This is a genomic window from Bacillus sp. FJAT-42315 (genome assembly GCF_002797375.1).
Taxonomy (GTDB): Bacteria; Bacillota; Bacilli; order Bacillales; family Domibacillaceae; genus Bacillus_CE.
In genome coordinates this window covers 2,367,862-2,394,698 of record NZ_KZ454941.1, presented here as the reverse complement: position 1 = coordinate 2,394,698, position 26,837 = coordinate 2,367,862, and the positions used below count along the sequence as shown (strand labels likewise).

Genomic DNA, 26,837 nt, shown 5'->3' with positions numbered 1-26,837 from the left:
TATCTCTATTAGGATTTTTAAAAGCTCGTTCATATAGAGTGATGAGGGAAATCCTAGTTTATGAAGGTCAGACATCCTACTTGAATAATATAATGTCTTTGAAATAAAGGAGAAGATCCTACATAGGGAGTGAAATATCATGGAATATGTTATTGAAATGCTCGGCATCCGTAAAGAGTTCAATGGATTTGTAGCCAATGACGATATCACGCTCCAGCTTCGAAAAGGAGAAATTCATGCCTTACTAGGGGAGAATGGAGCAGGGAAATCGACATTAATGAATGTCTTATTTGGATTGTATCAGCCGGAGAAGGGTGAGATTCGTGTTCATGGGAAATCGGTTAAAGTGACCGATCCTAACGTGGCCAACGATCTTGGAATTGGCATGGTGCATCAGCACTTTATGCTAGTGGATACATTTACTGTAACAGAGAATATCATTTTAGGTAGAGAGCCAAAAGCAGGTGGAAAAATTGATATTAAACAGGCGGAGAAAGAGGTTCGTGAGCTCTCAGAAAAATATGGCTTAGCTGTTGACCCAAAGGCGAAAATTGCCGATATTTCTGTTGGAATGCAGCAACGGGTTGAAATTTTAAAGACGCTTTATCGTGGAGCTGAAATATTAATCTTTGACGAACCGACAGCGGTGTTGACACCTCAGGAAATTAAAGAGCTGATGCAAATTATGAAAACGCTCATTCAAGAAGGCAAATCTATTATTCTCATTACGCATAAGTTGAAGGAAATTATGGAAGTGTGTGATCGTGTCACTGTCATCCGTAAAGGAAAAGGGATTGGTACGGTTAATATTTCAGAGACGGACCCGAATCATTTGGCAAGTTTAATGGTCGGGAGAGAAGTCACTTTTAAAATCGACAAAACAGAAGCGAAACCAGAGGGTGGCGTGCTTGAAATCAATGATTTATCTGTGAAGGATTCGCGAGGGATTGAAGCGGTGCGCGGGTTAAACTTAACTGTCCATGCAGGAGAAATCGTTGGTATTTGTGGTGTCGATGGAAATGGACAGAGCGAACTAATCGAAGCGATTACCGGGTTAAGAAAAGTGGACCATGGCTCAGTGAAGTTGAACGGTAAAGACGTGACCAATTTTAAACCCCGAAAAATTACTGAATCAGGCATTGCCCATATTCCGCAAGATCGTCATAAACATGGCCTCGTATTAGACTTTCCGATTGGGGAAAACATGGTGTTGCAAACGTATTATCAAAAGCCATTTTCAAAAAGTGGCGTGCTAAATTACAAAGAAATTTATAAAAAAGCAAATCATTTAATTAAAGAGTTTGACGTAAGAACGCCAAATGAATATACGCTAGCTCGCGCGTTATCAGGTGGAAATCAACAGAAGGCGATTATTGGTCGTGAAGTCGATCGTAACCCAGATTTACTCATTGCCGCTCAGCCGACTCGGGGACTTGATGTGGGAGCGATTGAATTTATTCATAAACGATTAATTGAACAGCGTGATCATGGCAAAGCGGTTCTTCTCATTTCATTTGAATTAGATGAGATCATGAATGTCAGTGACCGGATCGCTGTTATTTATGAAGGGGAAATCGTGGCGATCGTTAATCCAAAGGAAACAACCGAACAAGAATTAGGATTATTGATGGCCGGTTCAAAACGCAAGGAAGCAGGTGAGATCCATGTCTAAACGTTTGTCTAGTTTAGCCGTCCCGGTTATATCTGTTCTTTTAGGTTTATTAGTTGGAGCTATTATTATGCTTATTACAGGTTATAATCCGCTGGCTGGTTACACGGCTCTTTGGAACGGAGCCTTTGGAGATTCCTTTTATTTAGGAGAAACATTGCGGCAAATGACACCGTATATTTTTGCTGGTTTAGCAGTAGCCTTCGCTTTTCGAACAGGGTTGTTTAATATCGGTGTCGAAGGGCAGCTTTTAGTCGGTTGGGTCGCATCAGTTTGGGTAGGTCTTGCATTTGATTTACCGAAAGTCATTCATTTGCCATTGGCTGTGCTAGCCGCAGCTGTTGCCGGAGCACTTTGGGGATTTATACCTGGAATTTTAAAAGCTAAGCTTCGTGTTCATGAAGTAATTGTGACGATTATGATGAACTATATCGCTCTTCATGTAACGAATCATTTCATTCGTAATGTCATTAGTGATCAAGCAGATTCGACGGCTGCTGTTCCAGAGTCTGCTAGTTTAAAATCACCATTGTTTGAATCGTTAACTGATTTTTCTACTTTGCATAATGGAATCTTTTTAGCTTTTGCGGCGGCAGTTATTATGTGGTTTATGTTAGAAAAGACAACGCTTGGATATGAATTGCGTTCCGTTGGGTTTAATCAACATGCTTCTCAGTATGCAGGAATGAACGTCAACCGTAATATCGTGTTATCTATGGTTATTTCAGGTGCTTTTGCAGGTCTTGGTGGCGCAATGGAAGGGCTTGGAACATTCGGTAATGCCTTTTTACATGCTGGGTTCTCAGGCGTTGGATTTGATGGAATTGCTGTCGCATTACTTGGAGGAAACACAGCGATTGGTGTAGTGTTAGCTGCCTTATTATTTGGTTCATTAAAAGTAGGGGCACTAAATATGCCAATTGAATCAGGTGTCCCTAACGAATTGGTTGAAATTGTGATCGCCTTAATTATCTTTTTTGTTGCCTCAAGCTATATGATTAAATGGCTCATTAGCCGATTCAAGAAGGAGGTGAAATAAGTGGATATTGTAACGATTTTATCCATCATTATTTCGTCGTCTTTATTTGCCGCAGCTCCGCTTATTTTCACAGCATTAGGCGGTGTGTTTTCAGAGCGTTCTGGAGTTGTCAATATTGGGCTAGAAGGGTTAATGATCGTCGGCGCTTTTACGTCGATCGTCTTCAACTTAACATTCGCGTCTTCATTAGGAGCAGCTACTCCGTGGGTGGCTCTTGTAGCCGCTATGGTCGTCGGCGGACTGTTTGCGCTATTACACGCTCTTGCTTCCATTACATTTAGAGCAGACCAAGTTGTCAGCGGGGTAGCGATTAACTTTTTAGCTTTAGGTACTTCTTTATTCCTTGTGAAACTCATTTACGATAAAGGGCAAACAGATATCATAAAAGAAAGCTTTAAAAAAGTCGATTTACCTTTGTTAAGTGATATTCCTGTGATCGGAAAGATCTTTTTCTCTAACGTTTCGTATCCGGCGATGATCGCTATCGCTTTAGCTTTTGTCATTTGGTATGTCATATACAAAACACCTTTTGGCCTGCGTTTACGTGCAGTAGGTGAACATCCAATGGCTGCAGATACAATGGGAATTAACGTGACGAGAATGCGTTATATGGCCGTTTGCTTATCTGGTGTGCTTGGAGGTTTAGGGGGCGCCGTTTACGCCCAGTCTATTTCACTAGATTTCAGTCATGCGACCATTACAGGTCAAGGATTTATGGCATTAGCGGCGATGATCTTTGGGAAGTGGCATCCATTAGGTGCGATGGGAGCGGCGATTTTCTTCGGATTTGCCCAAAGCTTAAGTGTTGTAGGGTCAAGTATTCCGTTTTTAGAAAATGTTCCAGCTGTTTATTTACTAGCGGCCCCTTACGTATTGACGATTTTAGCGTTGGCTGGTTTCATCGGTCGAGCAGATGCTCCGAAGGCACTAGGTACGCCATATGTAAAAGGAACAAGGTAAACAGAGGGAAACTGTCCATTTTGGTGGGCAGTTTTTTTCTATTTAAAAAAATAGCATTTTGTTTTTCAACGACTAGTTGCTCGTGTATAGTTAAAGTAAGTTTTTGTGAAATAAAAGCATGAAGCATGCTATATTCGGATAAAAATATAGACATAGCAGCACCGTAAAGGAGGATGTTTCAGTGACATTAGTAAATGAGATAGTCAAAGCGAAAAAAGGGTATAATCTTCATATTATCAAAACGGATAAATACAAAACGAATACGATTGTATGGAAAATGAAAGCGCCGCTTGAACAAGAAACGGTAACGATGAGAGCATTGCTTCCCTATGTCCTTCAAAATGGATCAGCTAGATTCCCTACTTCTACCGCTTTACGCTCACATTTAGATGACTTATATGGGGCTAGTTTCTTTGTAGACTTAGCGAAAAAAGGTGATTATCATACGATGAGCTTTTCGCTTGAAATAGCCAATGAGAACTATTTGAAGAAGGAAGATTCGTTATTAGAAAAAGCATTTCAATTTTTCAATGATGTGCTAACAAACCCACTTGTGAAAAATGAGGCATTCGATCAGGAAATTGTCGAAAGCGAAAAGCGGAATTTAAAGCAACGTATCCAATCTGTGTACGATGATAAAATGCGTTATGCTAGCATGCGACTGCTTGAAGAAATGTATGAAGAGGATCGTTATGCCCTGCAACCTAACGGACAATTAGATGCGGTCGATCCGATTGGGGCAGCGGACTTATATACCTATTATAAGAAAGCGTTCTCAGAAGACGAGATCGATTTATACATCGTCGGAGATGTTAATGAGCAACAAGTAGAAGAGATCGTTGACCGTCTGTTTACGATGAATGATCGACAACCGATGATTGTCAATTCCAATGACGTTCCTATTCGTCAAGGTGCACCGAAACATGTGAAGGAAGAGCAAGAAATCAATCAAGGAAAGCTCCATATCGGTTATCAAACAAAGATCAAATTTGGTGATCCCGATTATTTTGCTCTCCAAGTGTTTAACGGCATATTCGGCGGATTCTCCCACTCCAAGCTATTTACAAATGTCCGAGAGAAAGCGAGCCTTGCGTATTATGCGGCAAGTCGTGTAGAGAGCCATAAAGGGTTCTTAATGGTGCTTTCAGGGATCGATAGCAAAAATTATGACCAAGCGGTACAGATTATTAATGAGCAGTTACAAGCGATGAAGCAAGGGGATATTTCAGAAAATGAAATTTTGCAAACGCGAGCGGTCATTCGTAACCAATTGCTTGAAACGATTGATACTGCACGAGGATCGATCGAGATTTTATACCATAACGTCGTCGCAAAACAAAATGTAACCATCGATGACTGGCTCGAAGCAGTCGAGCGGATAACGATCGAAGAAGTGACAGCGGTCGCTGCTAAAATTGAGCTAGACACGATCTACTTTTTGTCAGGGGAGGGAGTTTCATGAAGAAAATCACGTTTGATCAGCTACAAGAAGAACTATATTATGAAAAAATGGACAATGGTCTAGATGTGTATGTGTTACCGAAAAAAGGATTTAATAAAACATTTGCTACGTTTACGACCAAGTATGGTTCTATTGACAATCATTTTGTTCCGAAAGATCAGGAAGAATTTGTTATGGTTCCGGATGGTATCGCCCATTTTTTAGAGCATAAAATGTTTGAGAAAGAAGATGGCGATGTGTTTCAACATTTTAGTCGCCAAGGCGCATCAGCCAATGCTTTTACATCTTTTACTAGAACGGCCTATTTATTTTCAAGCACAGCGAATGTCAAGCAAAACTTGGAGACGTTAATTGACTTTGTGCAAGCTCCCTACTTTACGGAGCAAACAGTTGAAAAAGAAAAAGGCATTATCGGACAAGAGATTCGGATGTATGACGATAATCCAGATTGGCAAGTATATTTCGGTGTGATTCACAATATGTATCACCAGCACCCGGTCAAAATTGATATTGCCGGAACGGTTGAGTCGATTGCCGATATTACAAAGGATCATTTGTATGAATGCTATCATACGTTTTATCATCCGAGTAATATGTTATTATTCGTGGTTGGCTCGATCAATCCAGAAGAAACGATGTCGTTCATTCGCGACAATCAAGCGAAAAAGCCGTTTACTGATCAACCAGAGATCAAGCGCCACTTTGAACAAGAGCCTGAAACGGTGCAGGAGAAGAAGCGAGTACTTGCGATGAATGTCCAATCCTCGAAATGTGAAGTAGGGTTGAAAGCGGTTGACACCGACTTACAAGGTAAAGAATTATTGAAAAGAGAATTAACGATGAATATTTTGCTTGACATGCTCTTTGGAAAAAGCTCTGAGCTATACTATCAAATGTATCGTGAAGGGTTAATTGATGACACATTTGGTTATGACTTCACTCAAGAAAAGGGCTTTGGTTTTGCGATGGTAGGAGGAGACACGACTCGTCCAGATGAGTTGGAGGAAAGAGTGCAAAAGATTCTCTTAGAGGCGAAAGAAGGCAAGCACTTAACTGAAGAAGCACTGAAACGATCCGTTAAGAAAAAAATTGGTGCTTTTTTGCGAGCAGTCAATTCGCCTGAATATATTGCGAACCAGTTTACGCGCTATACTTTTAATGAGATGGATTTATTTGAAGTCGTTCCGATGCTTGAAGCGATTACGTTTGCAGATGTGCAATCGGTTTCTGCTCACATGATCGCGGAGGAACGTTTAACCGCCTTTCATATTGTGCCAAAGCACTAAATATAGAAAAAAAGCCGGTTCTTTCTTCGTTGATGAGTCCGGCTTTTCAGATTTAAGAGGAGAATGGAGAATTATGAAACGATTTGCTTTAGTCGTTGGAGCGAGCGGCGGAATTGGTCAAGAAATCGCCAAAAAGCTAGCGCTTGACGGTTGGAATTTATATTTGCAATACACCAATGGGGAAGACAAAATAAGAGCATTACAAAAGCAGTTAGAAGAGATTGGAGTCGAGAGCTTTTCTATCCAAGCAGATCTATCCTCATCTAGCGGAGTTGAGACGCTTCTTCAGCAGCTGTTTTCTGTTGAAGCGGTTATTTTTGCTCATGGAACGTCTCACTACGGCTTATTTCAAGACGTAAAAGAAGAAGAAATGGACCTGCTTTGGACACTTCATGTAAAAAGCCCGATGATGATCAGTCAAAAACTCATTTCGAAGCTACAAAAAGGTGAAACGCCGTCGATTGTCTTTATTTCTTCGATATGGGGTCAAACAGGTGCGGCTTGTGAAGTCGTTTATTCTACAGTGAAGGGTGCGCAAATTGCGTTCGTCAAGTCATTGGCGAAGGAGTTGGCTCCTGCTCGTATTAAAGTGAATGCAGTAGCGCCTGGAGCAGTCAACACAAGAATGATGGCGCAATTTTCTAGCGAAGAGCTAGACGAGATAGCAGAAGAGATTCCAATGGGGAGACTGGCGGAGCCGACAGAAATTGCAGCGGTCGTCAGCTTCCTTTGTTCGTCAGCTTCTTCCTATCTCACTGGACAAGTTGTGTCAGTGAACGGCGGATGGTATACGTAAAGTTGTTGAATAATTTTTTTAAACCGACACAAACTACTATTGTAACTCAATAAAGGGAGGGACAATAAGATGTCAGTACTTGAAAATTGGCACGAGTGGAAAAACTTTTTAGGAACAAAGCTCAATCAAGCCCAAGACCAAGGCATGAACAATGAAACAATCGGAAATGTGGCTTATCAAGTGGGAGACTATTTAGCCAAAAAGGTTGATCCGAAAAATGAACAAGAGCGTGTGTTATCTGATTTATGGTCTGTCGCTTCTGAAGAAGAACAGCACGCAATTGCCAATGTTATGGTAAAATTAGTTCAGAATAATGGGGGGCGCTAAAAGAGAGGGAGGAAATTCCTCTCTTTTTTCTTTTAAAAAGCGCATAAATCATTTATGATAGAAGATAGATGTTATTTATTTATGGGCATGATCAAGGTCAAGTCACAAGGGGTGTTTATATGTCCAAAAAAGTATGGTACTTAGAGTATAAAATTATGAAAAACCGCCCCGGATTATTAGGGGATGTTTCTTCATTGTTGGGTATGCTTTCCATTAACATTATTACCATTAACGGTGTGGATGATGGCAGTCGGGGATTGTTAATACGAGCTCAAAGTGAAGATCAGATTCGAAGGCTTGAATCGATTCTTGAAACGATCGATACGATTCGAGTTGTTAAATTAAGGGAACCGAAATTGCGTGATCGAATGGCTGTGAGGCACGGTCGATATATCGAACGAGATGCCGATGATAAGAAAACTTTTCGATTCGTGCGAGATGAGCTTGGACTTCTTGTTGATTTTATGGCAGAATTGTACAAAATGGAAGGGCATAAATTAATCGGTATACGTGGTATGCCTCGCGTAGGGAAGACGGAGTCAATTGTTGCCGCTAGCGTCTGTGCGAATAAAAGATGGTTATTTATGTCTTCTACTATGATTAAACAAACGGTTCGTGATCAATTGATTCGCGACGAATATAATGCCAATAACATTTTTATTATGGATGGTGTTGTATCAACACAAAGAGCGAGTGAAAAGCATTGGCAGCTCGTTCGAGAAATTATGAGGTTGCCTGCTGTTAAAGTAGTAGAGCACCCGGATATTTTTGTGCGAAACAGTGAGTATAAAATAGAAGATTTTGATTATATCATTGAACTTCGAAATCATCCAGAAGAAGAAATTACATATGAACCTGTTGAAAGGAACAGCTTTTTTCAGGATTCAAACTTCGGTGGTTTTGATTTTTAATTATGGAAGGTGTTATTGTTGACTGAACTAGGAAATCGCTTAAAAGAAGCGCGAAAAGCAAAAGGGTTGTCATTAGCTGATGTACAGGAAATGACGAAAATTCAAAAAAGATACTTAACCGGCATCGAAGAAGGAAATTATGACATGATGCCCGGGAAATTTTATGTTCGAGCATTTATTAAACAATACGCTGAAGCTGTAGGGCTGAATCCAGATGAATTGTTTGAGGAATTTAAAAGCGAGGTACCGTCTTCCCATGAAGATGAAGTTCCTCAAAGAGCGACAAAAGTAGAACCAGTGAAATCAAATGTTCCTGCTGAACCATCTAAAATTCTTGAGCATTTACCGAAAATATTAGTGACGGCTTTTGTCATTGGGGCTCTGTTTTTAGTTTGGGTGCTAATGCCAAAAAATGATGCGGATGAGAAGCAAGTGGTAGAAAAGCCGGTTGTTAATGAATCTACTGAGCAAAATAATGAAGATGAAGGCAAAGTGGAAGCTCCTAAGAAAGAAGAAAAAGAAGTAAAAGAGGAGCCGAAAGTAGAAGAACCTGCTAAGCCAGTATTAACAGCTGTTGGGACGAGCGGAAGTGACTCCACTTATGAACTAAAAGAAGCTGAAAAATTTGAACTATCCATTTCATCGAAAGGAAGTACTTGGGTCGGTGTCAAAGATGGAAGTGGGAAAAGTTATTTCGGTGATATGATTCCAAATGGTCAAACGCAAACATTTGATTTAACGGGTCAAACAGAAGCGAAGATTAGAGTTGGAAACGCGGTGGATACGGAAATTAAAGTAAACGGTGAAGTAGTCACGTATCAAATTCCGGCAGCTAGTCAAGTAACACAAAACATTATTATTCAAAAAAAGTAAGCTTCTGAGTAAGGAACGGTTTGGATGGTGAGGTGCCTGTTAACAGGCATCCCACTTTGATAAGTGGAGGGACAATTGTGAATTTACCTAATAAGATTACTGTATCGCGAATTTTGATGATCCCCATTTTTTTAATTGTCATGGTGGTCGATTTTAATTGGGGAGAGATCGAATTTTTAGGCTCAACTATGCCGATGACCCACTTTGTAGGGGCGCTAATCTTTATTATTGCGGCAACAACAGATTGGATCGATGGTTATTTGGCAAGAAAGTACAATCTAGTGACGAACTTAGGGAAGTTTTTGGACCCGTTGGCAGATAAATTACTCGTATCTGCGGCACTCATCGTTTTAGTTGAGCTTGGGTTTGCTGCTTCTTGGATTGTGATCATTATTATTAGCCGCGAATTTGCTGTGACGGGGCTGCGTCTTATTCTTGCTGGTGAAGGCGAAGTAGTCGCTGCGAATATGCTTGGCAAAATCAAAACATGGATGCAAATTATTGCGATTTCCGCTCTATTGCTCCATAATGCGCCATTTGAAAGTTTGTCAATCCCGTTTGCTGATATTTCGCTATGGGTAGCTACATTTTTTACGATATGGTCTGGTTGGGATTATTTTTATCTCAATCGTCACGTATTTAAACATTCAAAATAATAGATAGGAGGCTGACGAAAATAAAGAATCAGGCACTCTTACTGTCATATAGTTTTTGTATTGAGTACTATATGAGTGTTAAGAGCAGTCGTTCAATGTTTTCGTCAGCTTTTTTTAGGAGCAGGGGTGTTAGTATGAATGCTGAAATTATTGCCGTAGGATCCGAATTATTGTTAGGACAAATTACCAATACGAATGCGCAGTTTCTTTCTCATCATTTAGCCGAAATTGGCATTAATGTGTACTATCATACAGTTGTGGGAGATAACCCGACACGACTGATTGACGTGGTGAAAGAAGCAGAGAAGCGTGCCGATCTGTTAATTTTCACAGGTGGGCTTGGGCCGACAAAGGATGATTTGACGAAGGAAGCGATTGCTAAACATATTGGGCAGGAGCTTGAAGACAATGAAGTTGCTTTGAAAAGTATAGAAGCGTATTTTGCTAAAGTTCATCGAGTGATGACTGAAAATAATAAAAAACAAGCTTTAGTGATGAGTGGAAGCAAAGTATTGCCAAATGATTATGGAATGGCTCCAGGAATGCTGCTTAAAGCAAACGGCAAACAGTATATGTTATTACCTGGTCCACCAAAAGAAATGCAGCCGATGTTTTTAAACTATGGAAAAAATGAGTTGATTCAGCTTTTAGAAAAAGTAGAGCGGATCGAGTCTCGGGTGTTGAGGTTTTTCGGGATTGGTGAATCAGCTCTTGAAATCGAAGTGGAGGACTTGTTACTCAATCAAAACAATCCAACCATCGCTCCGTTAGCAGGAGATGGAGAGGTCACGCTTCGTATTACAGCTAAGCATGAATCAGAAGAAGAGGCTTTTCGTATGATTCAGGAAGTAGAAGATGAAATTCTCCGTCGCGTCGGTCAATATTTTTATGGGTATGACCAAACAACGATTGTGGAAGAGTTGGCGGAATTAATGAAGGAAAGAAACTTATCGATTGCAGCTGCTGAGAGTTTAACGGGAGGCCTCTTCCAAAGTGAATTGACAGCTGTCGAAGGTGTGAGTGCGATCTTTAAAGGCGGGATCGTTTGTTACTCTAACGATGCGAAGAAGCAGCTTGTTAATGTGAAAAAAGAGACCATTGATACATATGGAGCTGTCAGTGAACAATGTGCACTCGAACTAGCGAAAAACACAAGAGCGATTTTCGATAGTGATTTTGCTATAAGTTTTACGGGAGTGGCTGGCCCTGATGAAATGGATGGACAAGCACCGGGTACCGTTTGGATTGGACTGGCCGAGCGCTCTCAAGAGACAAAGACTTATCAGCTTAATCTTGCGGGAAGTCGAGCGGGGATTCGTAAGCGTTCAGTAAAATATGGCTGTCATTATTTACTTCATGCCCTAAATCAAAACAAATAAAAATATTCAAAATATTGTTGACCATTCCGATTTGATTATTATATAATCATTTTAAGAGTTTACTGGATTGTTTAATTTAATATTTACACTCTTATTACGAGCGGCGGAGGGATTAGGCCCTATGAAGCCCGGCAACCTTCAGGCGATATTGTCTGAAACGGTGCTAATTCCTACAGACTTTTTTGTCTGGAAGATAAGAGGAGGACCTAATCATTTAACCCTCTTCTTTTTGATAAGAAGAGGGTTTTTATCTTCCTCTAGAAAAAATAATAAAATTCATTTAGGAGGGTTTACACATGACAAAAGAAAATTGGGATCAAGAGACATTATTATTACACGGAGGCCAGGTGCCGGATCCGGTGACAGGAGCTCGTGCTGTACCAATTTATGAAACAACCTCTTACGTATTTGAGGATACAGATCATGCGAACGCTTTATTCGCTCTGCAAAAACCTGGGAATATTTATACCCGTATTACGAATCCAACGGTCGACGTATTTGAAAAACGAGTAGCATTGCTTGAAGAAGGAGCAGCTGCAGTAGCACTATCTTCCGGAATGGCGGCGATTGCTTTTTCGATATTAAATTTAGCTCATGCGGGCGATGAAATCGTGGCAGCGAGTAATTTATATGGTGGTACATATAATTTATTTGCCAACACGCTTCCGAAGTACGGTATTACCGTTAAATTTATTGATTCGACGGACCCTGAAAATTACCGAAAAGCGATTACGCCGAAAACGAAGGCTCTTTTCGGAGAAATCATTGGAAATCCGTCTCTAAATGTGTTGGATGTGGAGAAGGTAGCAGATATTGCTCATGAGAGTGGTATTCCGCTAATTATCGATAGCACATTCGCTTCGCCATATGTTTGCAAGCCGATTACTTGGGGAGCAGATATTGTCGTCCATTCCGCGACGAAATGGATTAGCGGTCACGGTACAGTGATTGGTGGTGTTGTAGTAGATGGAGGAAAGTTCAATTGGAACAGCGAGAAATTCCCTGGCTTTACAGAGCCTGACGAATCTTATCATGGGTTGAAATATGCTGATATTGAAGGGCCAGCATTCGCTGTGAAGCTACGAGTGCAACTGTTAAGAGATTTTGGCCCGGCTTTAAGTGCCAATAGCGCTTTCTTATTGTTGCAAGGACTAGAGACGCTCCATTTGCGGATTCAACGTCATCACCAAAATACATTAGAAATCGTGAACTATTTGAACAACCACCCTGGTGTAGAATGGGTTTCCCATCCGAGCTTACCAGAACATCCATCACATGATTTAGCAAAAAAATATTTGAGCAACAGCAATGGATCGATCGTCGTTTTCGGTATTAAAGGTGGTCGAGAAGCAGGCAAAACAGTCATTGACAATGTTCAATTATGGTCACATGTCGCCAATGTAGGGGATGGAAAATCATTGATTATTCACCCGGCTACGACGACGCACCAACAGTTAAATAAAGAGGAATTAGAAAAGTCTGGCGTGAAAGAAGAGTTAATTCGTTTATCGATCGGACTAGAATCTACCAAGGATTTAATTGCTGATTTAAATCAAGCGATTGAAAAAGCAACAGGAGTTACTGTAGAAGCATAAAAAAATAAAAGACTGGCGCTTAGATGGAATATCTATACGGTATAGGTTAGTTACTGTATATTCCATTTTAGCGTCGGTCTTTTTATGATGAAAATAGCGTATAAGTTGATTGAAATCATTCACTAAAGATACCCTTCTTGATAAAGACTGTGGTAATATGGGTATGCGGATATTTATCAGTCTCTTCCTCAATTTTTCTCCAAAAGATGTCACTCTTCAGATTGTGTGGTCTTTTTTCTCAAAACATGTAAATGTTAAAAAAGCGAATAAATGTTCGCTTTTTACTTGAAATTATCTCATGAAAAAGGTATAGTAATGATAGATTTTGAAACAGGAAATTCAATAGTTAATTTTTTTAATAGATTTGTTATTTTAAGGAGGAATTTGAATGAACGATCGTCAAGCAGCATTAGATATGGCTTTAAAACAAATTGAAAAGCAATTCGGTAAAGGGTCGATTATGAAGCTAGGTGAGCAAACCGACCGCAAAATTTCAACAATACCAAGTGGTTCCCTTGCTCTTGATGCAGCACTTGGAGTGGGTGGCTATCCGCGCGGACGTATTATTGAAATATACGGTCCAGAGAGTTCTGGTAAGACGACGGTGGCTCTTCACGCGATTGCTGAAGTGCAGGCAAATGGCGGTCAGGCAGCGTTTATTGATGCGGAGCACGCGCTTGATCCAGTATACGCTCAAAAGTTAGGGGTCAATATTGACGAACTTTTACTATCTCAACCAGATACAGGGGAACAAGCATTAGAAATTGCGGAAGCACTTGTGCGAAGCGGTGCGATCGATATTCTTGTCATCGACTCAGTCGCAGCTTTAGTACCGAAAGCGGAGATCGAAGGGGAAATGGGTGACTCGCATGTCGGTTTGCAAGCTCGTCTTATGTCGCAGGCGTTGCGCAAGCTTTCAGGAGCGATTAATAAATCGAAAACGATCGCCATCTTCATTAACCAAATTCGTGAAAAAGTAGGTGTTATGTTCGGGAATCCTGAAACAACACCAGGTGGGCGTGCGCTTAAGTTCTACAGCTCTGTTCGTTTAGAAGTTCGTCGTGCAGAAACATTGAAGCAAGGTAACGAAATGGTCGGTAATAAAACGAAAATAAAAGTTGTGAAAAACAAAGTAGCTCCTCCTTTCCGTGTGGCAGAGGTGGACATCATGTACGGAGAAGGTATCTCTAAAGAAGGAGAAATCATTGATTTAGGCTCAGATGAAGATATTATTCAAAAGAGCGGTGCTTGGTACTCTTACAATGAAGAGCGCTTAGGTCAGGGGCGTGAAAATGCTAAGCAATTTTTAAAAGAGAATCCTGATATTTCTCAAGAGATCATGCTGAAGATTCGAAAGCAGTATGGGTTAGATGAGGATGCAACTGAACCTGTAGAAGGGGATGCGTCAGACGAATTTAACCTTCTAGATGAATAAAATCTGTTGAAGCAGTGTTTAGTTACACTGCTTCTTTTGTATATATGAAAGAATTAATACGGTGTCTAAGATGAAACGCTTGACAACGAATTTCCGCACCTATAAAATTAGTATGTATATTTTACATTTTTTTCTCTTAAAAGTGGAAGAATTGATGCTGTATATTGAAATGTTGAAACAATGTATCAGCCGACATGTTAAAAACATGACAAAAGATCATAGCAAGGGGAGGTGAAATCATGGATGCTATTACAATCATCTCCATTTTGCTTGGCCTAATCGTCGGTGTAGTTGTTGGCTATTTTGTTAGGAAATCCATTGCAGAGTCTAAGATTGCAGGGGCAAAGGGTGCGGCAGAACAAATTATTGAGGATGCCAACCGAGAAGCGGAAGCGTTGAAAAAAGAAGCCCTGCTTGAAGCAAAGGATGAAATTCATAAACTTCGTACAGATACTGAATTAGAGCTTCGTGAACGAAGAAACGAATTGCAAAAACAAGAGAATCGTTTATTACAGAAAGAAGAGAACCTTGATCGTAAAGATGAGCAATTAGATAAACGTGAGGCTCAGCTTGAGAAGAAAGAGGAAGCTCTGATTAAGAGACAACAACATATTGAAGAGATGGACAGCAAAGTGGAAGAGATGGTGAAAGTACAGAAAGCTGAACTGGAACGAATCTCAAGTCTCACTCGTGATGAAGCTCGTGCGATCATTTTAGACCGTGTCGAACAAGAACTTGCACATGATATCGCTGTGATGACAAAAGAGCAAGAGAATCGCGCGAAAGAAGAGGCCGATAAAAAGGCGAAAGGTATTCTTTCTCTAGCTATTCAGCGCTGTGCAGCAGACCATGTGGCAGAAACAACAGTTTCAGTTGTAAACTTGCCAAATGATGAAATGAAAGGTCGTATCATTGGTCGTGAAGGACGAAATATCCGAACGCTTGAAACGCTTACAGGTATCGATTTAATTATCGATGATACGCCAGAAGCGGTTATTCTTTCAGGTTTTGATCCAATCCGTCGTGAAACGGCTCGAATTGCACTCGAGAAGCTTGTTCAAGATGGACGAATCCATCCAGCTCGTATTGAGGAAATGGTTGATAAAGCTAGAAGAGAAGTGGATGAATACATCCGCGAAGTAGGTGAACAAACTACATTTGAAGTAGGTATTCATGGACTTCACCCTGATTTAATTAAGATATTAGGACGTTTGAAATTCCGTACGAGCTACGGTCAGAATGTGTTAAAGCATTCGATGGAAGTGGCCTTTCTTACAGGGCTTATGGCTGCTGAGCTTGGTGAAGATGAAATCCTTGCTCGCCGTGCTGGACTACTTCATGATATCGGAAAAGCGGTAGATCACGAAGTAGAAGGAAGCCATGTAGAGATCGGTGTAGAGCTTGCGACGAAGTATAAAGAACACCCAGTTGTTATTAATAGTATTGCGTCGCATCATGGAGATACAGAACCGACGTCCATTATTGCTGTACTTGTGGCCGCTGCAGATGCTCTGTCTGCTGCTAGACCAGGTGCTCGTAGTGAAACGCTCGAAAACTATATTCGCCGTCTTGAAAAGCTAGAAGAAATTTCGGAATCCTATGATGGAGTAGAGAAATCATTTGCGATTCAAGCAGGACGTGAAGTGCGTATTATGGTGAAACCTGATCAAATCGATGACCTTCACGCTCATCGACTGGCACGCGACATTCGAAAACGGATTGAAGGGGAACTGGATTATCCAGGCCATATTAAAGTGACAGTGATAAGAGAAACACGAGCTGTGGAATATGCGAAATAAAGCGGTGTGAGTCCTTCACACCGCTTTCCCTTTGTAAAGAAACAAGTGATAGAAAGGAAAAAAAGATGAAAATATTATTTGTAGGCGATGTAGTTGGCTCGTTAGGTCGAGAAATGGTCAGTGAGTATTTACCGATGCTTAAAAAGAAATACCGACCTGAATGCACAATTGTCAACGGTGAAAATGCGGCTGCTGGGCGAGGAATTACTGAGAAAATCTATCGTCAGTTTTTAAATGATGGAGCGGACGCTGTCACATTAGGGAATCATGCTTGGGATAATAAAGAAATATTTGAATTTATCGATGAAGCCAAGCGACTTGTGCGACCAGCCAATTTTCCAGAAGGTACACCTGGAAAGGGCTTGATCTTCGTGAAGCAAGCAGGAGTAGAAGTTGCGGTGATTAACATTCAAGGGCGTACATTTATGCCTCCATTAGATTGTCCGTTTACTGAGGTCGAAAAACTGGTGGAAGAGGCGAGAAAACGAACGCCGTTTATCTTTGTCGATGTCCATGCAGAAGCGACTAGTGAAAAACAGGCGATCGGTTGGTTTTTAGACGGGAAAGTATCGGCCGTTGTCGGTACACATACTCATGTTCAGACGGCAGATCATCGCGTGTTACCGAAAGGAACTGCCTATTTGTCAGACGTTGGAATGACAGGGCCTTATGATGGCATTTTAGGGATGGAAAAAGAAGCAGTGCTAAAAAAATTCCTCATGAGTCTACCGGTTAGATTTGAAGTACCGAAAAGCGGTCGCACCCAGCTGAGTGCCTGTTTGATTGAACTAGACCGAAAAACAGGTTTAGCAAAAACAATTGATCCGGTTTTAATTAACGAAGATCATCCATTTATTGCAGAATAACATCTTGCCCCTTTTGTTAAATAGACAAGTAATACGCGAGCCATTCCACGAATATAGTAACAATGGAAGACTAGCGACAAACTGTGTTTGATGGAATGAGCATTCGGTATAGTTTAATAAAGGGGGCCATGAAATGGAAGTATTAAAAGTTTCGGCAAAATCCAATCCTAATTCTGTAGCTGGTGCACTTGCCGGTGTTCTACGTGAAAGAGGTGCCGCTGAAATTCAAGCTATTGGAGCTGGAGCGCTTAATCAGGCAGTAAAAGCAGTCGCCATTGCGAGAGGATTTGTTGCTCCTAGCGGGGTTGATTTAATTTGTATTCCTGCTTTTACCGACATCTTGATCGATGGGGAAGAACGAACCGCGATCAAATTGATTATCGAACCAAGATAGAAATCATCATGAAAGTCAGGCTCAAACACTGAAAATGGAGTGGCGTTTTCCTCTGCTCGGTGTTGGAGGCTGACTTTTTATTTGAATAAAAAATATTTGCAATTTTATGTTAAATCACATATAGTAAATGTATTAATCCGACTAAAATAATCAGTTTTAAGGAGGGGTAAGATGATTTTTGATGCTCATTGTGATGTTTTGTATCGACTTCAAAATGAAACGGGTGTAAGCTTTCAACAAAATCAAGGTTTGCATATTACGTATGAACAGTTAAAGAAAGCAAGAGGCAAAGTGCAATGCTTTGCTATTTTTATCTCTCCTACACTAAAACCATTTGAACGATTTCGAGCAGCATTAGAGCAAATTGATTTATTCTATGAGAAGATCATCAAGCCTCATCCTGATATAAAAGTAGTCCAATCAAGGAAAGATATATTTAATTTAGCTAAGGGAGAAATTGGGGTCGTATTAACGCTTGAAGGCTGTGAAGCAATTGAAGAAGATGTTCTCAAGCTAAAGATCCTTTACCACCTTGGCGTTCGCTCTGTTGGATTAACTTGGAATAATGCCAATGCAGTAGCCGATGGAGCTTTAGAAAAGAGAGGAGCTGGCTTATCCACTTTTGGTAGGCAAGTGGTTGAGCAACTTAATTGTTTTGGTGTATGGACAGACGTTTCCCATCTATGTGAGCAAGCGTTTTGGGATGTCATAGATGTGGCTCACCTCCCGATAGCGAGCCACTCTAATTGTTATCAGCTTTGCCCTCATCCGAGAAATTTAAAGGATGATCAGCTCAAGGCAATCATTGAAAAAGATGGGGTGATTGGTTTGACGTTTGTTCCTTTTTTTGTGAAGAAGGAAGGAGAAGCCACCGTCGATGATGTATTAAAACATGTAGAGTATCTATGTGAGCTCGGGGGAGAAGATCACCTTGGGTTCGGCTCAGACTTTGATGGGATTGATGAAACGATTTTAGGATTAGATCGTTATGAAGCGTATGAACAATGGGGTGAATTGCTGAATAAATATTATTCATCTCTTCAAACAGAGAAGTTTCTTTATTACAATTTCGCGCGTCGGTTTCCAAACTAAATCAGCAAGTATAAAGTTAGTGATTTAGCCTCAAAAGTGATAAACTAGTTGAGTGGAGAAAGAAGCGTATTAAAGGAGTGTAATGGTCAATGATAGAGCAGCTTTCTTGGAAAGTTGGAGGACAGCAAGGAGAAGGGATTGAAAGTACTGGAGAGATTTTCTCTATGGCTTTGAATCGCTTAGGCTATTTTTTATATGGATATCGTCATTTTTCATCAAGAATTAAAGGCGGACATACGAACAATAAAATTCGCGTAAGCACGACACCTGTTCGCGCGGTAGCGGATGATCTTGATATATTGGTGGCATTTGATCAGGAGACCATTGATGTGAACTACAAGGAACTACACGATAAAGGTATGATTTTGGCGGATTCGAAATTTAATCCAGTCAAACCGGACGATACAAAGGCGGAGCTGTATATCGTGCCATTTACGGAAATGGCAACGGAACTTGGAACATCACTGATGAAAAATATGGTGGCTGTAGGAGCGACTTGCGCGGTCATTAATCTCGATGTTCAAGTATTTACAGGAGTCGTTCAAGAGATCTTTGGGCGTAAAGGTGAAGCGGTCGTTCAAAAAAATATGGAAGCTATTCAAGCAGGCTATCGTTATATGCTTGACCAATTAGAAGGCAAAGCCGGCGCACTGGAACTTCAAGCAGCGGATGGCAAACAGCGGATGTTTATGATCGGTAACGATGCGATCGCTCTAGGAGCACTCGCAGGCGGCGTCCGTTTAATGGCGGCTTATCCGATTACACCGGCCTCTGAAATTATGGAATATTTAATTGAAAAATTACCAGACGTCGGCGGAACGGTTATTCAAACGGAGGATGAAATCGCAGCAGCAACGATGGCCATCGGTGCGAACTATGGAGGCATTCGTTCATTCACAGCCTCTGCAGGACCGGGCCTTTCCTTAATGATGGAAGCGATCGGTTTAGCTGGTATGACAGAAACGCCACTTGTTGTCGTTGATACACAGCGTGGAGGTCCATCAACGGGATTACCGACGAAACAGGAACAATCTGATTTAATGGCGATGATTTATGGAACGCATGGGGAAATTCCAAAGATTGTCCTTGCACCAAGCACAGTGGAAGAAGCTTTTTTTGATACGGTCGAGGCTTTTAACTTGGCAGAGGAATACCAATGCCCAGTCATTATTTTGTCTGACTTGCAATTGTCATTAGGAAAACAAACGGTTGAGCCGCTTGATTATAGTAAAGTGGAAATTCGCCGTGGGAAATTGATTCAAGATGAACTGCCTGAAATGGAAGAGAAGACGTATTTTAAACGCTATGAAGTGACGGAAGATGGTGTTTCTCCTCGTGTGATCCCTGGCATGAAGCACGGCATTCACCATGTCACAGGTGTTGAGCATGATGAAACAGGTAAACCATCAGAGTCTCCATCTAATCGTCAAGCGCAAATGGATAAGCGTATGCGGAAATTGAATGATCTGAAGTTTAACACGCCAGTTTATAAAAATGCGAAACATGAGCAATCGGATTTACTACTCGTCGGCTTTAATTCGACTCGCGGTGCGATTGAGGAAGCGATAGACCGATTAGAGCAAGAAGGAATGAAAGTGAATCATGCGCAAATTCGACTGATTCACCCGTTCCCGACAGAAGAAATTTTGCCATTGATTGAATCAACAAAGAATGTGTTAGTGGTGGAAAACAATGCAACAGGTCAATTAGCTAATATTATTAAAATGAACGTAGGCCACCCGCAAAAAATTAAAAGTCTGTGTAAATACGACGGAAATCCATTCCAGCCACATCATATTTATACAAGCAGCAAGGAGTTGTTTTAAATGGCGACGTTTAAAGATTTTCGAAATAATGTGAAACCAAACTGGTGCCCAGGTTGCGGTGACTTTTCCGTACAGGCGGCGATTCAGCGTGCGGCAGCGAATGTAGGCTTAACACCTGAGAAGCTCGCAGTCATTTCGGGGATTGGATGTTCTGGTCGTATTTCTGGATATATCAATTCTTATGGCCTTCACGGCATCCATGGTCGAGCTCTTCCAATTGCTCAAGGGGTGAAAATGGCCAATAAAGATTTAACAGTCATCGCTTCGGGTGGAGATGGCGACGGTTTTGCCATTGGTATGGGTCACACGATTCATGCGATGCGCCGTAATATTGATTTAACTTATATCGTTATGGATAATCAAATTTATGGTTTAACGAAAGGGCAAACATCGCCGCGTTCTGCGGAAGGCTTTAAAACGAAATCGACGCCAAAAGGGGCGATTGAAAGCGCGCTTTCACCGATGGAGTTAGCGATCACAAGCGGAGCGACGTTTGTTGCCCAAAGCTTTTCAACTGATTTAAAAGAGTTAACAGCGATCATTGAAGCGGGGATCGCGCACAAAGGCTTCTCTATTATTAATGTATTCAGCCCATGCGTCACTTATAATAAAATTAATACGTATGACTGGTTTAAAGAACATTTAACAAAATTATCAACGGTTGAAGAGTATGACGCTTCCAATCGTGAATTAGCGATGAGTACGTTAATGAAGCATGACAGTCTTGTCACGGGGATCATTTATCAAAATAAAGAGAAGCCGTCTTATCAACAGCTTGTATATGGTTATTCTGATGAACCGTTAACTGTTCAAGATCTGAAACTAGAAGATGCTTATTTTGACAAGCTTGTGAAAGAATTTATGTAATGGAATGAAAAAGAGGGTGAACGAAAAGGTCGATGAATACGGACCTTTTGAGTGTCACCCTCTTTTTATTGAAAAAACAACCGATTTTTAACACTTTCATGCAGATTGAACTCGTCTAGTTGTTCTTTTTTTTGTTGTATTATATACTAAAATAATGTGTACGCATTACAAATGTATTTTCTTTTTGCTTAATTAATAGCAAAGGAAAGGAGAACTAAAATGAACGAAGAACAACGAAAGCATGGACAACAAGTGAATGAAAATAATCCAACGGACAAAAAATCCGAAAAGGATTATAGTAAATATTTTGAATCAGTATATCAGCAACCATCCTTAAAAGATGCTAAAAAGCGTGGGAAAGAAGAAATCCAATATCATAACGATTTCAAAATTGATGAGAGGTTTCGTGGACTGGGTGAAGGCCGCAAATTCTATATCCGCACATATGGATGCCAAATGAATGAGCATGACACAGAAGTAATGGCTGGGATCTTTTTAGCGCTAGGCTATGAAGCTACGGATTCTGTCGATGATGCGCATGTCGTTTTATTAAACACATGTGCGATTCGCGAAAATGCTGAAAATAAAGTGTTTGGCGAATTAGGTCATTTTAAAGCCTTAAAGCAACAGCGACCAGATTTATTATTAGGTGTTTGTGGATGTATGTCCCAAGAGGAGTCGGTTGTTAATAAAATTTTAAAAACGTATCAGCATGTCGATATGATCTTTGGTACGCATAATATTCATCGTTTGCCACAAATTTTAGACGAAGCTTATAAATCGAAAGAAATGGTCGTTGAAGTATGGTCTAAAGAGGGCGATGTCATTGAAAATCTTCCGAAAGTGCGCCGAGGCAATATTAAAGCTTGGGTGAATATTATGTACGGCTGTGATAAGTTTTGTACGTATTGTATCGTCCCTTATACACGAGGCAAAGAAAGAAGCCGTCGTCCAGAGGAAATTATTCAAGAAGTGCGTCATTTAGCGGCTCAAGGTTATCAAGAAATTACATTGCTTGGTCAAAATGTCAATGCGTATGGTAAAGATTTTGACGATATTCAATACGGCTTAGGCGATTTAATGGATGAGATCCGCAAAATTGATATCCCGCGTATTCGTTTTACAACAAGCCATCCACGTGACTTTGATGATCATTTAATTGAAGTATTAGCGAAGAAAGGCAATTTAATGGATCACATTCATTTGCCAGTGCAATCAGGTTCTTCGGAAGTATTGAAGATCATGGCGCGTAAATATAACCGTGAGCAATTTTTAGAGCTTGTTCGTAAAATTAAAGCGGCGATTCCAGATGTTGCATTAACAACTGATATTATTGTTGGTTATCCAAATGAAACAGAAGAACAATTTGAAGAAACGTTATCGCTTTATCGAGAAGTAGGCTTTGAAGCGGCTTATACGTTCATTTACTCTCCACGTGAAGGAACACCAGCGGCAAAAATGAAAGACAATGTTCCGATGGAAGTGAAAAAAGAGCGTCTACAACGATTAAATGCGTTAGTGAATGCGTCATCAGCTGAAGCGATGAAACCGTATAAAGGTCAAATTGTTGACGTATTAGTAGAAGGTGAGAGTAAGAACAACCCTGATATTCTCGCTGGTTATACGAATAAAAGTAAACTTGTGAACTTTAAAGGACCAAAAACAGCGATCGGAAAAATTGTTAAAGTGAAGATTACCGAAGCAAAAACATGGTCCTTAAATGGTGAGATGGTAGAAGAACATACAATGGCAGAGGTGAACTAATATGGCATTATATACGAAAGATGATATTTTAGCACGTGCGAAAGAGTTAGCCCACATGATTTCTGAAACAGAGGAAGTAGCCTTTTTTAAGGAAGCTGAAGCTAAAATTCATGAAAATCAAAAGGTGCGCGAAAAAATCGCTGGTCTAAAAAGCTTACAAAAACAAGCAGTGAACTTTCAACATTATGGAAAAACTGAAGCCTTAAAAATGGTAGAAGAAAAAATTCAAAAAATTGAACAGGAATTAGATGAAATTCCTGTTGTTCAACAATTTAAAGAGTCGCAAGTGGAAGTAAATGAAATTTTACAAATTGTCGCATCTGCTATTTCTAATACAGTGACAGATCAGATTATTGAATCAACGGGTGGAGATTTACTTCGCGGAGAGACGGGTTCTCAAGTGAAAAATAGTCAGCCAGGAAGCTGCAGCTAAATAGAAGAAACAATGGAAAAGAGACTTGTTGCTAAAAAGCACAGTCTCTTTTTCGTTTAAATAATTTTTATTTTCACTAGGCACATGTCTTGCTTTTAGTGCATAGGATAAATGGAGAACAAGCGAGGAGGTACGCTCGAATGGCAGAATATAGGGAGATTATAACCAAGTCGGTCGTTGCCAAAGGCCGTAAGTTTACACAGTCTCATCACACGATTTGTCCGCCGCATCATCCATCGAGCATTTTAGGCTGTTGGATCATTAATCATGAGTATAAAGCCAAAAAGGTCGGGAAAACAGTAGAAGTGCACGGCACGTATGACATTAACGTCTGGTATTCTCATCACGATAATACAAAAACATCAGTTGTCACAGAGAAGGTCGACTATAAAGATGTGATTAAACTGAAATATCGTGATGAAGATTGCTTCGATGATGATGAAGTCATAGCAAGAGTATTACAGCAACCAAATTGCTGTGAAGCTGTCATTTCGAAGCACGGAAACAAAATCGTAGTGCATGTAGAAAGAGAATTTTTAGTTGAAGTGGTTGGTGAGACGAAAATTTGTGTAGCCGTTCATCCGCATGGCTGTGATGATGACTGGGATTGTGATTTTGATGATGAGGATGACTATGAAAAATTGGATACATCATTTCTCGATGATGGACATCACCATTAATCATCCGTGCGGGCCGAAAAAATGGCCGGCACTTTTTTTCTGTTTCCATATAAGAGCTATGATATAATTATAATTTGAAAATAGATAGGCAATGTGGAAAGGGATTGGAATGTAATGAAGCAATATACCCCAATGATCCAACAATATTTAAAAGTCAAGGCAGAGTATCAAGATGCCTTTTTATTTTTCCGTTTAGGCGATTTTTATGAAATGTTTTTTGAGGATGCGACGAACGCGAGTCAATTGCTTGAAATTACGTTAACGAGCAGGGATGGAGGAGGAGTAGAAAAGATCCCGATGTGCGGCGTTCCTTACCATTCAGCTGCAGGCTACATCGAAAGACTAATCGAGCTAGGTCATAAAGTCGCTATTTGTGAGCAAACAGAAGATCCGAAACAAGCGAAAGGTGTCGTTAGACGTGAAGTCGTACAGCTGATTACCCCTGGAACAGTCATGGAAGGCAAAGGGCTTCAAGATAAAGAGAATAACTACTTAGCAGCGTTATGCTCATTCACTAACGAAACGTATGCGTTAGCGGCTAGTGATTTATCAACAGGAGAAAATAAAGTTACTTCTTTATCTTCATTAGATGAAGTAATGAATGAATTAGCTACTTTACAAGTGAAGGAAATTGTCATTGAAGCGAATCTTGACGGGGCGATTCAACGCCAACTGAAAGAGAGGTTATCCGTGACACTTTCTACGGAAGAGGGTAGCTCTGAACAAGAGGTCTTTCTTCCGTTAATGCAAAAGGTGAATCAATCAGAGCTTAGACAAGTTGTTTCTTTACTATTCTCGTATTTACATCGTACACAAAAGAGAAGCTTAGATCATTTACAGTCGGTTGAATCCTATCATGTCCATCAGTTTATGAGAATTGATCAATATTCGAAGCGCAATTTGGAATTAACAGAAACGATTCGCTCGAAAGGTAAGAAAGGTTCACTGCTTTGGCTTCTTGATGAGACGATGACGGCGATGGGCGGACGACTATTAAAGCAATGGATCGACCGACCGCTTATCCAAAAAGGTCAAATTGAAAGGCGCCTAACGATGGTGCAAACGCTCATTTTCTCCTTTTTTGAACGTCAAGAACTTCGCGAGCAATTAAAGGAAGTATATGATTTAGAACGTTTAGCTGGAAGAGTGGCTTTTGGCAACGTGAATGGGCGCGATCTCGTTCAGTTAAAAAAATCGTTACAGCAAATTCCGTTATTACAGCAAATTCTTTCGCAAATAAACAACGAAGAAATCGGTAAGTTAATGGACGATATCGACCCTTGTGAGGAGTTGACCGATCTTTTAGAAAGAGCGCTAGTCGATCATCCACCATTGACGATTAAAGAAGGCGGCATGATTCAGGAAGGCTTTCATGCAGAGCTAGATACGTATCGTGATGCCAGTCGCAACGGAAAAACGTGGATTGCCAACTTAGAACGTGAAGAAAAAGAGCGGACAGGCATTAAGTCTTTAAAGATCGGCTACAACCGCATTTTTGGCTATTACATTGAGATTACAAAAGCGAATTTGAACGCATTAGATGACAGTCGTTACGAAAGAAAACAGACGTTAGCGAACTGTGAACGGTTCATCACGCCAGAGTTAAAAGAAAAAGAAGCGATGATTTTACAGGCGAATGAAAAAATGGTGGAACTTGAATACGCACTATTTTTAGAGCTAAGAGAAAGCGTCAAGGAGTATATTCCGCGTTTGCAAAAGCTTTCGCATTTAGTTAGTGAGCTAGACGTTTTGCAATGCTTTGCGACTGTGAGTGAAATGCGCCATTATATCCGTCCAACGTTAACGAACGGACGAGAATTAGTTCTTGAAGATGGCCGCCATCCAGTTGTTGAGAAAGTGATGGATTCTCAACAATATGTGCCGAATGATTGTCAGATGAACGAAGCAAGAGAAGTGCTACTGATTACGGGGCCGAATATGTCCGGAAAAAGCACGTATATGAGACAGGTGGCGTTAACAGCGATTTTAGCTCAAATTGGCTGTTTCGTACCAGCCGCGAAAGCCGAGCTTCCTATTTTCGATCAAGTCTTTACGAGAATCGGAGCGGCTGATGATTTGATTTCCGGCCAAAGTACGTTTATGGTCGAAATGCTAGAAGCAAAAAATGCCATTACTCATGCCACGAATCAATCGTTAATTTTATTTGATGAAATCGGGCGTGGAACGTCTACGTACGATGGGATGGCACTTGCTCAAGCGATCATTGAGTACATTCACGATAAAATTGGAGCAAAAACACTGTTTTCAACGCACTATCACGAATTGACCGTGCTAGAAGAAGAATTAGCTCAATTAACAAATGTCCATGTCCAAGCGGTTGAACAAAACGGAAGAGTGGTCTTTTTGCATAAGATCAAAGAAGGAGCAGCCGATAAAAGCTACGGAATTCATGTAGCGGAGTTAGCTGAGCTTCCGAAAGAGTTAATCAAACGAGCGAATGAAATTTTAACGGGATTAGAAGAAAAGGGGCAGCAAGAAAGTAAACCGACTAATCATCAAGTAAAAGAAGAACAGGCAACGGTTAAAGTGGAAAAAGGAGCGGCTCAACTGTCACTTTTCCAAGAAGAAGTTGTACCTAAGCCTTCAGCAAAAGAAAGCAAGATCATTGATGAATTGAAGAAATTTGACTTGCTAGAAATGACGCCGTTAGATGCGATGAATGCTCTTTATGCATTGCAGAAAAAAGTCAAAAAATAACCGATGAAAG

23 protein-coding genes and 1 riboswitch are annotated in these 26,837 nt (G+C 40.6%); all 23 genes read left to right on the top strand.

The window, feature by feature from the left end; genetic code table 11:
* Window positions 1-139: 139 nt before the first annotated feature.
* The gene (locus CEF22_RS11700) at window positions 140-1,672 is read left to right on the top strand and encodes an ABC transporter ATP-binding protein (protein WP_100403019.1); all 1,533 of its coding nucleotides are present in this window, start codon (window positions 140-142) and stop codon (window positions 1,670-1,672) included.
* Window positions 1,665-2,708 (top strand): ABC transporter permease, encoded by a 1,044-nt coding sequence (locus tag CEF22_RS11695; protein WP_100403018.1) that lies wholly within the window; start codon window positions 1,665-1,667, stop codon window positions 2,706-2,708. Before CEF22_RS11700 ends, CEF22_RS11695 begins: the two co-directional genes overlap by 8 nt.
* Entirely contained in the window at window positions 2,709-3,668 is a 960-nt protein-coding gene (locus CEF22_RS11690) for an ABC transporter permease (RefSeq protein WP_095478659.1), read from the top strand.
* Window positions 3,669-3,849: 181 nt separating this feature from the next.
* The gene (gene yfmF, locus CEF22_RS11685; RefSeq protein WP_100403017.1) at window positions 3,850-5,130 is read left to right on the top strand and encodes an EF-P 5-aminopentanol modification-associated protein YfmF; all 1,281 of its coding nucleotides are present in this window, start codon (window positions 3,850-3,852) and stop codon (window positions 5,128-5,130) included.
* Complete coding sequence (gene yfmH, locus CEF22_RS11680; protein ID WP_100403016.1) at window positions 5,127-6,416, top strand: EF-P 5-aminopentanol modification-associated protein YfmH; 1,290 nt, start codon at window positions 5,127-5,129, stop codon at window positions 6,414-6,416. The genes yfmF and yfmH overlap by 4 nt, the downstream gene beginning before the upstream one ends.
* A gap of 73 nt (window positions 6,417-6,489) precedes the next feature.
* A complete protein-coding gene (ymfI, locus tag CEF22_RS11675) occupies window positions 6,490-7,212 on the top strand; it encodes an elongation factor P 5-aminopentanone reductase (RefSeq protein ID WP_100403015.1) in 723 nt (240 codons plus the stop codon).
* A 69-nt stretch (window positions 7,213-7,281) separates the two neighbouring features.
* Complete coding sequence (locus tag CEF22_RS11670; RefSeq protein ID WP_095478663.1) at window positions 7,282-7,539, top strand: DUF3243 domain-containing protein; 258 nt, start codon at window positions 7,282-7,284, stop codon at window positions 7,537-7,539.
* Between the two features lie 119 nt (window positions 7,540-7,658).
* On the top strand, window positions 7,659-8,450 hold the full coding sequence (locus tag CEF22_RS11665) for a YmfK family protein (RefSeq protein WP_095478664.1): 792 nt from the start codon (window positions 7,659-7,661) through the stop codon (window positions 8,448-8,450).
* A gap of 9 nt (window positions 8,451-8,459) precedes the next feature.
* Window positions 8,460-9,323 carry a helix-turn-helix domain-containing protein gene (locus CEF22_RS11660; protein ID WP_232726112.1) on the top strand — a complete coding sequence of 288 codons (864 nt, stop codon included), beginning with the start codon at window positions 8,460-8,462 and terminating at the stop codon, window positions 9,321-9,323.
* Window positions 9,324-9,400: 77 nt separating this feature from the next.
* A complete protein-coding gene (pgsA, locus tag CEF22_RS11655; protein ID WP_094835573.1) occupies window positions 9,401-9,979 on the top strand; it encodes a CDP-diacylglycerol--glycerol-3-phosphate 3-phosphatidyltransferase in 579 nt (192 codons plus the stop codon).
* A 134-nt stretch (window positions 9,980-10,113) separates the two neighbouring features.
* Window positions 10,114-11,358, top strand: coding sequence for a competence/damage-inducible protein A (locus CEF22_RS11650; protein ID WP_100403013.1), 1,245 nt, complete (start codon window positions 10,114-10,116; stop codon window positions 11,356-11,358).
* Window positions 11,359-11,446: 88 nt separating this feature from the next.
* A riboswitch (SAM riboswitch) is annotated at window positions 11,447-11,558 on the top strand.
* A gap of 96 nt (window positions 11,559-11,654) precedes the next feature.
* Window positions 11,655-12,953, top strand: coding sequence for an O-acetylhomoserine aminocarboxypropyltransferase/cysteine synthase family protein (locus tag CEF22_RS11645; protein ID WP_100403012.1), 1,299 nt, complete (start codon window positions 11,655-11,657; stop codon window positions 12,951-12,953).
* Between the two features lie 388 nt (window positions 12,954-13,341).
* Window positions 13,342-14,388 (top strand): recombinase RecA, encoded by a 1,047-nt coding sequence (gene recA, locus CEF22_RS11640; protein WP_100403011.1) that lies wholly within the window; start codon window positions 13,342-13,344, stop codon window positions 14,386-14,388.
* 239 nt (window positions 14,389-14,627) lie between these two features.
* A complete protein-coding gene (gene rny / locus CEF22_RS11635; protein WP_100403010.1) occupies window positions 14,628-16,187 on the top strand; it encodes a ribonuclease Y in 1,560 nt (519 codons plus the stop codon).
* A 65-nt stretch (window positions 16,188-16,252) separates the two neighbouring features.
* The gene (locus CEF22_RS11630) at window positions 16,253-17,053 is read left to right on the top strand and encodes a TIGR00282 family metallophosphoesterase (protein WP_100403009.1); all 801 of its coding nucleotides are present in this window, start codon (window positions 16,253-16,255) and stop codon (window positions 17,051-17,053) included.
* A 133-nt stretch (window positions 17,054-17,186) separates the two neighbouring features.
* Window positions 17,187-17,447: a stage V sporulation protein SpoVS gene (gene spoVS, locus CEF22_RS11625; protein WP_100403008.1), complete on the top strand. Its 261-nt coding sequence runs from the start codon at window positions 17,187-17,189 to the stop codon at window positions 17,445-17,447.
* 171 nt (window positions 17,448-17,618) lie between these two features.
* Window positions 17,619-18,539 (top strand): dipeptidase, encoded by a 921-nt coding sequence (locus CEF22_RS11620; RefSeq protein ID WP_100403007.1) that lies wholly within the window; start codon window positions 17,619-17,621, stop codon window positions 18,537-18,539.
* Between the two features lie 89 nt (window positions 18,540-18,628).
* Window positions 18,629-20,365, top strand: a complete 1,737-nt coding sequence (locus tag CEF22_RS11615; protein WP_100403006.1) for a 2-oxoacid:acceptor oxidoreductase subunit alpha — start codon at window positions 18,629-18,631, stop codon at window positions 20,363-20,365.
* On the top strand, window positions 20,366-21,232 hold the full coding sequence (locus CEF22_RS11610) for a 2-oxoacid:ferredoxin oxidoreductase subunit beta (RefSeq protein ID WP_100403005.1): 867 nt from the start codon (window positions 20,366-20,368) through the stop codon (window positions 21,230-21,232).
* A 219-nt stretch (window positions 21,233-21,451) separates the two neighbouring features.
* Window positions 21,452-22,996, top strand: coding sequence for a tRNA (N6-isopentenyl adenosine(37)-C2)-methylthiotransferase MiaB (miaB, locus tag CEF22_RS11605; protein WP_100403004.1), 1,545 nt, complete (start codon window positions 21,452-21,454; stop codon window positions 22,994-22,996).
* Between the two features lies 1 nt (window position 22,997).
* On the top strand, window positions 22,998-23,429 hold the full coding sequence (locus CEF22_RS11600) for a YlbF/YmcA family competence regulator (RefSeq protein WP_100403003.1): 432 nt from the start codon (window positions 22,998-23,000) through the stop codon (window positions 23,427-23,429).
* A gap of 140 nt (window positions 23,430-23,569) precedes the next feature.
* Window positions 23,570-24,109: an outer spore coat protein CotE gene (locus tag CEF22_RS11595; protein ID WP_094835561.1), complete on the top strand. Its 540-nt coding sequence runs from the start codon at window positions 23,570-23,572 to the stop codon at window positions 24,107-24,109.
* A gap of 114 nt (window positions 24,110-24,223) precedes the next feature.
* Window positions 24,224-26,827, top strand: a complete 2,604-nt coding sequence (mutS, locus tag CEF22_RS11590; protein ID WP_100403002.1) for a DNA mismatch repair protein MutS — start codon at window positions 24,224-24,226, stop codon at window positions 26,825-26,827.
* Window positions 26,828-26,837 lie beyond the last annotated feature (10 nt).